Here is a 12,100-nt window from a genome sequence, read left to right as displayed (position 1 = left end):
AAACCATATGAAAGAGTTTCTGCACCGGGTTTTTTCTGACGTCAAAAATAAAAAAATGACAAAACAGGATGCGATCGGCATTTTGCGCGATTATGATATGCGGATGGGACTTCGCCAAGCGGCATCCCTTCATCCGCTTGCTCAGCAGCATATTTCCGATGAAACGGGACAGGGATTCTCGGCAGCTTTCAGCGGCCGGGAATTTTTTCTCGCTGATGTTTCTTTACAGCGTAAAAAGCTTATGCCCGGAGAACTTCTTTTGGAAATGGCGAGAGCTGCGGCTGTTTTGACAGTAAAGGAGACTGAGGCTGTCCGGCTGACGCATATCGTGTGGTCAAAGCCCATTCTGACTGAGGCTGAGCCGTTCCATATCGAAATCAGGCTGATACCCGCAGAGGGTGAAGCCAAAAGGTTTGAGATTTATAATCCATTTTCTGCCGATTACAGTTATCATGATGTGTACAGCCAAGGGACGATTCAGCCAGTTGATGCTGCGCCCGGCATGCTGGATATCAGCCGCTTGAAGGAAAACAGCGGCTTCCTGATGGATCAGCAGCAAATTGAAGCCATCACTCAGAACGACACCGTTCAATACAGTGAGCACATGAAAGGAATTGAGCGTATTTACGCCTCAGCCGGACGGATGCTGGCAGACATATCAATCCCATTGACAAACCAAAAAGAATCCGCCCGATTCGGCCTCCCTCCCTGTGTGATGCAAAGTGTGACAGAGGCATGCGCGCTGCTTGGCGGCAAAGAATATAAAACGCTCGCCCCGGTTTCTTTGGACGAGCTTTTGTTTTATGAATCTTGTCCTGACAAGGTATGGGCCGAGATACAAGAAAAGGCGGGGAGTTTTTATATTGATTTATGTGACGAAGAAGGAAAAATATGGGCTTCCCTGTCGGGGTTGAAGCTGCAGCCTGTCATCAAGACGGGCGCTTCCGGAAAAATCAGTGCCGAACACCGCAGTGAACGTTTGTATGAACAAACGCTTCTTCAGCTCAAAACGCTTTTTGCCCTGACTACAAAAATTGCTGTTTCCAACATAGATACTGAAGAGCCGCTGGAAACCTACGGAATCGACTCAGTCACTGTGACGAAATTGAATCGCGAATTGTCTCTGCTTTTCGGTGACCTTTCCAAAACGGTTTTTTACGAATATAAGACACTGGGCTCCCTGGCAGCTCACTTTGTTACTGATTATCCAAAAGAATGCCGAAAATGGACAAATGATGATGAGCACCGTTCAGGCATATCAGAACAGGTTTTGGCAAATGAAGATTTTCCGGTGCTTCCGTCGTTTATCAAGCGAAAGAAACGGCCTTCTTTTTCCAATGAGAACCAGACAAAAGAAGGGATTGCGATTATCGGAGTCAGCGGACGTTATCCGCAAGCTGAAACACTTGAAGCGTACTGGGATAACTTAGCAGCCGGAAAAGACTGTGTGACGGAAATTCCCGAAGAGCGCTGGGAAAAGGACAAGTACTACAACCCTGTTCCCGAAGCGGCCGTGAAAGAAGGGAAAAGTTACAGTAAGCGGGGCGGGTTTCTGAAAGATGCCGCTTTCTTTGATCCGCTGTTTTTTCAAATTTCACCCCGTGATGCTTTGAATATGGACCCGCAGGAGCGTCTCTTTATTGAAATGTGCTGGCAGGTGATGGAGGATGCCGGTTATACGAAGGAACAGCTTGAGAATCTGTATAACGGCCGGGTCGGCGTTTTTGCGGGCATTACGAAAAACGGGTACGGAATGTACTGGAAAAACGGCGGCGCCCTGCAGCCGAAAACGTCGTTCAGTTCAGCGGCCAACAGAGTTTCCTATTTTCTTAATCTGAAAGGGCCGAGCATGCCGGTCGACACGATGTGCTCGTCTTCTCTGACTGCAATTCATGAAGCGTGTGAAAACATCCTTCGCGGCGAATGCGACATGGCGATTGCCGGCGGTGTGAATGTGTATACGCATCCTTCGGCTTATGCGGAGCTCAGCGCCTATCGAATGCTTTCAAAAGACGGAACGTGCAAAAGTTTCGGTGAAGGCGGGGACGGATTTGTTCCCGGGGAAGGCGTCGGAGCCGTGCTGTTAAAGCCGCTGTCAAAAGCGATAGCTGATAAGGACCGTATTTACGGGGTGATTCGCGGCACTCATATCAATCACGGCGGCAGAACAAACGGGTATACAGTGCCGAGTCCGAGCGCCCAGGCTGACGTGATTTCCGGCGCGCTTGAAAAATCAGGAATACATCCGCGGATGATCAGCTGTATCGAAGCCCACGGCACGGGCACTGAACTCGGAGATCCGATCGAAATTGACGGTTTGACCCGCGCATTTCAAACGAAAACGTCAGATAAAGGCTTTTGCGCCATCAGCTCAGTTAAATCCAATATCGGGCATTTGGAAGCCGCGGCAGGCATTGCCGGTGTAACGAAACTGCTGCTCCAGTTTCAAAAACGAAAGCTTGCCCCCTCATTACATTGCCGAAAATTGAATCCGAATATTGCATTTGACCGGACGCCGTTTGTGGTGCAGCGTGAATTGGCAGACTGGAAGCGGCCGGTCATTGAGGAAAACGGAGCGCAAAAGGAGATTCCGAGAATCGCGGGCATCTCTTCTTTTGGCGCGGGCGGGGCAAATGCCCACATATTGATAGAAGAATATATTGAACCTGATAGGGAGATTTCTGAGCCATTCACAGATGAAGATCCCGCAGTCATTTTATTATCCGCCAAACAGGAGGCCAGCCTGAAGCAGCGGGCGCAGCAGCTTCTTCAAGCGATCAGAAAAAATGACGTCACAGACCGCAGCCTCCGGGATGCGGCTTACACCCTTCAAACCGGAAGAGAAGCGATGGAAGAACGTGCGGCGTTTATCGTGACGTCGACAGAGCAGTTAGCGGAAAAACTGCAGCGTTTTATTGACGGCGGGACAGACGGCTGCTTCAGGGGGAAAAGCAAACAGTATAAAGACATTCTAGCCGTTTTTAAGGATGAAGATATGCAGGAAGCCGTCCGTAAATGGATGAAACGAAAAAAATTCGCGAAGCTTCTGGAACTTTGGGTAAAAGGGCTGAAGATTGATTGGTCAGAGCTTTATAACGGCAGCCTGCCGCACCGCATCAGCCTTCCCGGTTATCCATTTATAAAGGATCGGTATTGGCCGGACGATGCAGCGCCTGACAATGTTCGCGGTGCTGAAACACATTCTGAAACATTTCGTGAAACCCGCTTTTTACAGAAAAGCTGGGCAGAAAGCAGCAGTGTTCCGGTTAAGGAAGTGCGGGGCGTCATCGGAATAGCCGCCGATCACCAGACAGGAAATTTTGCCGTTGAGCTGTCCCGTTATTTCCCCGAGTCTGAAATCATTGACGCTGCATCACCGGAAATATCCGGGGACGCGGCCCGGTTTGGCGGTCTGATTGATGTGACCGGATGCGGGACGGAAATCAATCATGATGACGGCTGGATTCATCGTATGCAGTCTCTCATTGACAACAGAAACCGCGGCCGAAAGCTTCAGCTGCTTTGTGTGACAAAGGGGCTTGAACCTTTTGCAAATGAAACGATAAATCTCTCAGGTGCAAAAAAGGCCGGATTGTACCGGATGCTCCAAAGTGAGTATAAGGATATCCGTTCGCGGCATATGGATGCAGAACGGACTGCCGAAGATCCTGAGCTGGCAAACCAGATCGCAGAGGAGTTTTTTCGCGATTCTGAAGACATCGAAGTGTGTTACCGAAACGGTGTGCGCTATCACGCGCGGTTAAAGGAAACAAACAGCTTAGCTGAAAAAGAATTTTCATTTCCGAAAGACCATGTGCTTTGGATCACCGGAGGGACCCGGGGACTCGGATATTTATTCGCCCGGCATTTTGCCGAACGTTACGGAGTCACGAAACTCGTGCTTACCGGAAAAGAAACAATGCCTCCGAAAGCGGAGTGGGATGATCATGTCAAACGGAATTCCCCGTTTTCCGATAAAGTGAGAAGAATCAGAGAGCTCGAACAAAAAGGTGTCCGAACGGAAGTGCTGTCTGTATCTTCCGGCCCTGAATATGAGCAGGCCGTCAGCCGGGTGAAAGAGAAGATGGGGCCGATAGGAGGCGTGATACACGCGGCGGGAGCCGTAGATCTCGATCATCCGGCCTTTATCCGCAAAACAAGAGAACAGATGATGACCGTGCTTGAGCCTAAAACAGACGGACTGGACCTTTTGTATCAAGCGCTGCATAAGGAGCCTCTCCGGTTTTTTGCGCTGTTTTCTTCAGTGTCCGGCGTGGTGCCGGAATTAGGATCGGGACAAAGCGATTATGCCATGGCTAACGCCTATATGGATTATTTTGCGGCCGCAAAAGGTTTTCCGGTGCTGAGCATCCAATGGCCGAGCTGGAAAGAAACGGGTATGGGCGAATCAAAAAGCCGGGCCTATCAGAAAAGCGGTTTAAAGAGCATCACTGACAGAGAAGGGCTGAGCCTGTTTGATGCCATTATGGCAGGCGATTGCGGGTCTATTATTATGCCGGCCGTCATTCACCCGGAAAAATGGGAGCCTGACCGTCTGCTGCTTTCATCCGGCCTTACTGAAACAAAGCAGCAGGAACAGGCCGATACAGAAAGCGTTGAGGAGTGGCTGACGGGCATTTGCTGCCGGGAATTAAGACTGGAGCCGTCAAGATTTGAATCTGATACACCGTTTCAAGATTACGGAGCCGATTCCATCATGCTTGCCCAAGTGTCCAGAGCGATCGGAAAGAGGATCAAAGCTGACCTTGACCCGGCGGTGCTGTATGAATACCCTACGGTTGCTGCGCTGGCCGGATGGCTTGAAACAGCATATCCGGAAATCAAAGCTGCCGTTTCAAAACCGGTTCAGCCTGTAATCCCGGACGTTCCCAAACAAACGGCAGCCGCTGTTATTCAGCCTTCTGGCGGTGCAGCGGCGCAAGATATCGCTGTTGTCGGAATGTCCTGCCGTTTTCCGGGAGCCGAATCAATTGAAGCTTATTGGAAGCTGCTGTCTGAAGGAACGTCAGCCATTCAAAGGGTGCCGAAAGAACGCTGGAAAACGGAGAAGGCGGATTATGCGGGCCTTTTAAAAAATGTAACGCATTTTGACCCGGAGTTTTTCCTTATTCCCGAAGAAGACATCAAGGCAATGGATATCCAGTCCTTTCTTATATTAGAAGAGGCGCTTCATCTGTTCAGAGACAGCGGTTACTCGTTACAAGAAATGAAAGGCAGGTCAGCCGGTGTCTATTTAGGAGGACGCGGGGGCAGTATGCCTGACGAAAACCGTCTGAAGCATGCAAAAAATCCGATAGTCGCCGCCGGCCCGAATTACTTAGCGGCCAATCTTTCTCAGTTCTTTGATTTGAAGGGGCCGAGTCTCGTTTTGGATACGGCCTGTTCTTCAGCGCTTGTCGGTATGAATATGGCGATACAGGCGCTTTCTTGCGGTGAAATCGACTCAGCGGTGGTCGGGGGAGTCAGTCTGCTGGAATCCGGTCAAACCCACCGGATGTTCGAACTCCGCAATCTGTTAAGCGAAGAGCCTGCGTTTCATATTTTTGACCGCCGCACTGGCGGCATCGTATTGGGAGAAGGCGTCGGAATGGTGTATTTAAAAACAGCGGCCCAGGCTGTAAAAGACGGAGACCGGATTCATGCGGTCATTAAAGGCATTTCCGTAAACAATGACGGCAGAACCGCGGGGCCTGCCACACCGAATATACAGGCGCAGAAAGAAGTGATGGCCAAGGCGCTTGCCAAAAGCGGCAGAAAAGCGGAGGATATCAGCTACATTGAAGCAAACGGTTCAGGCTCTGAAGTAACCGATCTTTTGGAACTGAGGGCGATTGAAGCGGTATACCGTATGCAATACAGCGCGCCTTGCGAATTAGGGTCGATGAAGCCGAATATCGGGCACCCGTTATGTGCTGAAGGGATTGCCGGTTTCATTAAAACAGTGCTTATGCTCTCGCGCCGAATGCGTGTGCCTTTCCTTTCCGGCAAAGAGCCGATGACGCATTACGATCTGTCCGCCTCGCCGTTTTATTTTTCGCACGCGCTGCGTGAATGGACGGATTCACCGCGGATTGCCGCCGTCAGCAGTTTCGCTGACGGAGGGACGAATGCCCATGTCATAGTGGAAGCCTGGGAGCAAGAGGCGTATACCCCGGTCAGAAAGCCTTTGCCGAGACAGGAATTAAAACGCCGGGCTATTCGTCCGGACAAAGCCGAAAGCCTGCATGAAAACGCACATAAGTCCCGCCCAAATACGTTTTGGAAACAAATGAAGACTTACTGATTGCGCTGAAAATTGAACGTCGATATGGAGGAAGTTCATATGCAAGAGCAGCTTCTTATTAACAATCTGCATCCCGTTCTGAAACATCATAAAGCCTATGGAAAGGAACTGCTGCCGGGTCTGGCTTATATTGACCTGATCTATCAGACTTTCAGAGAAAACGGTTTTTTTCATGCCGGCCTTGAACTCAGGCACTTATCGATTTTTCACCCTTTAGCTCCTGAACAGGGAGAATCAATCCTGCTTTCCGTTGACTGTACAGAGAACGGCGAAGAGCAGTGGAAGGTAGAGGTGAAAGGGCAAAAACAAGGTGACGAAGCAGCAGAGACAAAGGTATATGCCGCGGCGCAAATGCATTCCGTCAAGCCCGCCGGCTTCCAAGAGAGCGTCCGGATGGATGCCGTAAAACAAACGGCGGCAGAAATACCGCTTGAGGACATTTACACGGAATGCAGGGATCAAGAACTGGTTCATTCAGGAATGATGAAAGGCTGCGGAAGCGTCTACCAAACTGAAAAAGAGATTTATATTGATCTGTCGGTGCAAAAGGATCAGCTTGAACATGCAGAAGAGGCGATGTTTCATCCCGCATTGATAGATGCGAGCAGCATCGGCTCCAATGTATACCTCGCTCCTTTGACGAGGAAGGAGGGGCAATTATTTCTGCCGCTGTTTTATGAATCGTTTTATTGCGCCGAATTGCTGCAGACAACATGTATCACCAAGATAAAAAAAGAATCCGTCACCCGTAAGAAAGATCTCGTTTACGTGACAATGGAGTTTTTCAATGAGGAAGGCAGAAAAGTCGGCGAACTGAAAAACTTCGCCAATAAACTGGTGAGGGACCCGGAACTGATCAATCAGAAACGGCAAAAGAAAGAACCTGACGGGCGGAATGCCGTCCCGGCTCCGCAAGCGGAACCGGCGCCTTCTGAGCCCCGCCGTGCGGAGGCTTCCGCCGGCCTTACTGAACAGTGCATCCTTTATTTAAAAGAATTGCTTGCCGCCCGATTGAACAAACCTGTGAAAGAGATTGACCCGGATATCGGCTACTATGAAATGGGGCTGGATTCTCCGGGGCTGTTGGACATGGTGAAGGAAATTGAACAAAAAATCGGAACGCAGCTACTGCCGACGCTGTTATTTGAATACACGACAATCGCGGAATTGGCGGGATATTTGTGCGAACATTACGGAGCCGGTTTCGGCCATGCTCAAAGCGGACATTCAAGTGCTGAGCCTTTGCCCCGGGAAAAAAAGAGGACGACCCAAATCCGCGTGAAAAAGTCGGCATCAGCCGGAACGCAGAATGGAGATATTGCGATCGTCGGGATGGCGGGACGGTACCCCGGCGCCAAAAATCTTCGTGAATTTTGGACAAATTTAAAAAATGGAGAAAACAGCGTAACGGAAGTGCCTCGTTCCCGCTGGGATACGAGGAAATATGAGCATTTGCGATCGCCGTCCGGCAAGCCGATTTCCAAATGGGGCGGTTTTATAGACGATCCGGATTGTTTTGATGCGAAATTTTTCCGGATTTCTCCGCGGGAGGCAGAAGCTAAAGATCCGCAAGAACGATTGTTTTTGGAAACATGCTGGGAAACGATTGAGGATGCGGGCTACACCCCGGAAACAATCGTTCAGCCGAAAGGGCCGAATAAGAGAATGAACGTCGGTGTGTTTGCCGGGGTGATGCATATGGATTATTCTCTCGCCGGCGCTGAAGCTGCGGCGAAAGGGCTGGTCTTTCCTTATCCCTTGAACTATGCGCCGATCGCAAACCGTGTTTCATATTTTTGCAATTTTCACGGGCCGAGCATGGCGGTTGACACGGTGTGTTCGTCATCTTTGACGGCCGTCCATATGGCGGCGGAAAGTCTGAGACGCGGTGAATGTGAAGCAGCTCTTGCCGGAGGCGTCAATTTATCATTGCACCCGACAAAATATATCACATACGGCTTAATGGATATGCATTCGAGTGACGGGCTGTGCCGCACGTTCGGCGAAGGCGGCACAGGCTATGTCTCAGCGGACGGCATCGGGGCCGTGCTGCTGAAGCCGCTCCACAAAGCCGAAGAAGATAAGGATCATATTTATGCGGTGATAAAAGGCAGCGCCGTCAATCACGTGGGAACCGTTAGCGGGATTACCGTGCCGAGCCCCGTGGCGCAGGGGGATATGATAGCTGAATGCCTTGAAAAGACTGGGATCGATCCACGGACGATTTCTTATGTGGAAGCGCACGGAACCGGAACTTCTTTAGGAGATCCGATTGAAATACAAGGTCTTGTTAAAGCTTACCGCACGTTTACGGAGGATCGGCAATTTTGTGCGATCGGTTCCGTTAAATCGAATATCGGACATGCGGAATCAGCCGCCGGGATCAGCGGGCTTCATAAAACGGTTTTGCAGCTGTTTCACAAAACGCTTGTCCCTTCTTTGCACTCAGAGACGATTAATCCGTATCTCCGTTTAGAGGACTCGCCATTTTACGTGCAGCAAAAAACCGAGTCATGGAAAAAGCCGGTGTATACAGAGAACGGCCGTGAACATTCCTGTCCGAGACGCGCAGGCATCAGTTCATTCGGGGCGACGGGTTCAAACGTTCATCTCATTTTAGAAGAGTACAGGCCCAAAAACCCCGGCATTACGGAGAATCAAGAGAGACCGTATATCGTGCCTCTGTCAGCGAAAAATCCGGAGCGGCTGAAAGAATACGCTGCCCGGCTGCTGATGTTTCTCAAAGATAAAGCGCTTGAAGGAAGCGGGCCGCTTCATGACAAAAGAGTTACAGTGCAAAATCAGCTGGAGAATGCGTTGCGCAGTGTTCTGGCGGATGTTCTGCATGTAGAGGCCGGCTCGGTAGATGATGAACAGGATTGGAAGGAATTCGGCTTGGATGTCATGCAGCTGACACAGTTTTCTGAGCTGATGACGGATCAATACGGGCTGGCAATAGACATGACTGATCTCATACAGCATACTTCCGTCCGGACTTTAGCAGAATGTCTTACAAACGATGAGAAACATAAGGATATTCTTTCCGGTCTTTTCGGCCAGTCCGGTTTAGATAAGCAGCCTGATGAATCTTTTTCCCTGCGGTCACTGGCGTATACGCTGCAAACGGGACGGCTGGCAATGGAAGAACGGCTTGTTTTTTTAGTGAACGATCAAGCGGACCTGATCAGGAAATTAACCGAATTTACAGAACGAAAACGGCAGATTGACGGCTGCTTTCAAGGGCGGTCTGATAGCGGAACGGAAATCAGGGGTTTCCTGAACGATGATCAGGATACGGAGGAGCTGATCCGAAAATGGATGGACAGCGGCACTTACAAAAAACTTGCGGAGCTGTGGTCAAAAGGATTTGAGATAGATTGGACGCGGCTGTATCAGGAGGAGAAACCGCGCAGGATGAGTCTGCCGACGTATCCGTTTGCAAAGGAACGATATTGGATACCGGAGCCCGATCATACCGTCACTTCCGTAAATACAGAAAGCAGGCTTCACCCGCTGCTTCACCGCAATACATCAGATTTGTTAGAACAAAAATTCAGTACGATACTGAACGGAGATGAATTCTTCTTAGCTGATCATATCGTCCGAAACAAGCGTGTTCTCCCCGGGGCGGCTTATCTTGAAATGGCGAGAGCCGCGGCTGAACTGGCTGCCGCGCCGTTAGCCGCTGAATACACGGCTAAAACCGGCATTTCGCTGCGGTATATCAGCTGGATACGCCAGGCCGTTCACAAAAAAGAGCCGCTGCGTATGACGACAGGGCTTTCCTTGGAGGATAACGGCAATGTTTCATTTCAAGTGTACAGCAATGAAAACGATTCAGACATTTATTGTGAAGGCAGCGCTGTGATTGAGCCGCTGTCTGAGGCGCCGGTTTTGCATATTGAACAGCTGAAAGCGCGCTGCCGCAAAAAAGTGCTGTCAAAAGAAGACTGCTATGCGGCGTTTGCAAAGGCGGAAATTGTATACGGACCTTCACATCAAGGAATTGATCACATTTATTGCGGGGAAAAAGAAGCCCTGGCTAAATTGGTGCTCCCTGCTTCCGTTTCTGATGAGGCCGAACAGTTTGTGCTCCATCCGAGTCTGATTGATTCCGCTTTTCAGGCGGCCATCGGCGTTATGAATAAAGATAAAGCGGGTTATCCGGAGCAGCCGTTAATGCCTTTTGAATTGCATGAACTGACCGTTTTTCATCCGTGCAGTCCAAACATGTGGGCGGCCGTGTTTGTGACGCATGAAACACCGGCCGTGCGAAGAATGGACATTGATATATGTGATGAACGCGGCAATGTGTGTGTAAGGATAAAAGGATTTTCTGCCCGGATGGCCGAAAGTGCGCCGGCCGTAACCGATAATAAGCAATACGATCTGCCGGGTAACCTTACCGGAGCCGTCAAACTGATGCAGGTATGGGACGCGGAACCGATAGACAACCAAACCGGCTTCCCCATTTCTGAAGCAAAAGCTGTCATCATAGGCGGTACAGATGGGCAGGCGGACGCGGTTTTACGATTGTTTCCTAAAGCTGTGCGATTTGATATCGGCCAAAGTGCTTCCGTTGAAGTGATATCTGATCGGCTCCGCCGTCTCGGTGAGATTCAGCATATGATCTGGTTTGCCCCTCAGCCGGCTGATTCTGACAGCCATGATCAAAAAAGCGGGGTGCTGCAAATTTTCAGAGCGGCCAAAGCTCTTATCGGTCTCGGGTATGGAAAAGAGCAGCTCGGGATGACGGTGATTACGCACCAAGCACAGCCTATCACCCAATATGATGAGGTGCGTCCCGCTCATTCCAGTGTGCACGGTTTCGTCGGGTCTCTCGCAAAAGAACATCCGAGCTGGCACATCCGTCTGGCCGATCTTGAAGACGGGGGGGATTTCCCCGCAGAAGACATATTCAGCCTGCCCCGCGACCGTACGGGTAAAGCATGGGTGCGCAGACATCAGGAATGGTACCGGCCTCAATTGCTTCCGGTCCAAAGCGGGCCGTCTGAAAGTGTTCCTTACCGCTATGGAGGCGTATATGTCATTATCGGCGGTGCGGGAGGCATTGGCGAGGTTTGGACAGATTATATAGTGACGACGTATAAAGCCCGAGTCGTCTGGATCGGGAGGCGGCCGCTGGACAGCCGGATACGCCAAAAAATAGACCGGTACCGGCCATCAGGCCCGGCTCCCGAATATATAGCCGCAGATGCTTCTGATCTTCCATCGCTTCAGCGCGCCTATGAACAGATTAAAAACACATACGGCACCATCAGCGGCGTCGTTCATTCAGCGATGGTATTTGCGAATGAAAGCGTAAAAGATATGGAAGAATCACAGTTTCACGCCGGCCTTGCGGCGAAAGTGGATATTTCCGTCAACATTGCCGAAGTATTTGCGAAAGAGTCTTTGGACTTTATTCTCTTTTTCTCTTCGGTTATTTCATATATTAAGAATCCGAATCAAAGTCATTATGCGGCGGGGTGCGCATTTAAAGACGCATTTGCCCATGAGCTTTCCGGACGGCTGTCATGCCCGGTCAAAGTGATGAACTGGGGTTATTGGGAGCGGGCTGACAATCACATTTCTGAAGAGTTTGACAGACTGAGTGCAATCGGTCTCGGGCTGATCAGCCGGGCGGAAGGGATGCAGGCGCTGGAAACTCTGCTGACGCAGCCGATCTCCCGCATGGGGCTGATGAAGCTGACCAAGCCGATTCCGATCGAGGGAATGAACCCTCATGAATTTGTGACTATCTGATTGCCTGTCAAAATGACGGAGCAAATTTAA

At 50.4% G+C, this 12,100-nt stretch carries 2 protein-coding genes; both read left to right on the top strand.

Annotated elements, in window-relative coordinates:
- Nucleotides 1-7 precede the first annotated feature (7 nt).
- Complete coding sequence (locus tag GNE05_RS12455; RefSeq protein ID WP_160182858.1) at nucleotides 8-6,304, top strand: type I polyketide synthase; 6,297 nt, start codon at nucleotides 8-10, stop codon at nucleotides 6,302-6,304.
- A gap of 39 nt (nucleotides 6,305-6,343) precedes the next feature.
- The gene (locus GNE05_RS12450) at nucleotides 6,344-12,070 is read left to right on the top strand and encodes a type I polyketide synthase (protein ID WP_160182857.1); all 5,727 of its coding nucleotides are present in this window, start codon (nucleotides 6,344-6,346) and stop codon (nucleotides 12,068-12,070) included.
- The last annotated feature ends 30 nt before the right edge of the window (nucleotides 12,071-12,100 follow it).

Source organism: Bacillus sp. AM1(2019) (assembly GCF_009906915.1).
Taxonomy (GTDB): domain Bacteria; phylum Bacillota; class Bacilli; order Bacillales; family Bacillaceae; genus Bacillus; species Bacillus velezensis.
Note: the sequence above shows the minus strand (reverse complement) of the source record. Positions and strands in the feature narration are given on the sequence as shown.

Excerpts from the sequence above, each read along its gene's own strand:
- GNE05_RS12455 (WP_160182858.1), top strand. The coding sequence starts at position 8 with ATGAAAGAGTTTCTGCACCGGGTTTTTTCTGACGTCAAAAATAAAAAA.
- GNE05_RS12450 (WP_160182857.1), top strand. The coding sequence starts at position 6,344 with ATGCAAGAGCAGCTTCTTATTAACAATCTGCATCCCGTTCTGAAACAT.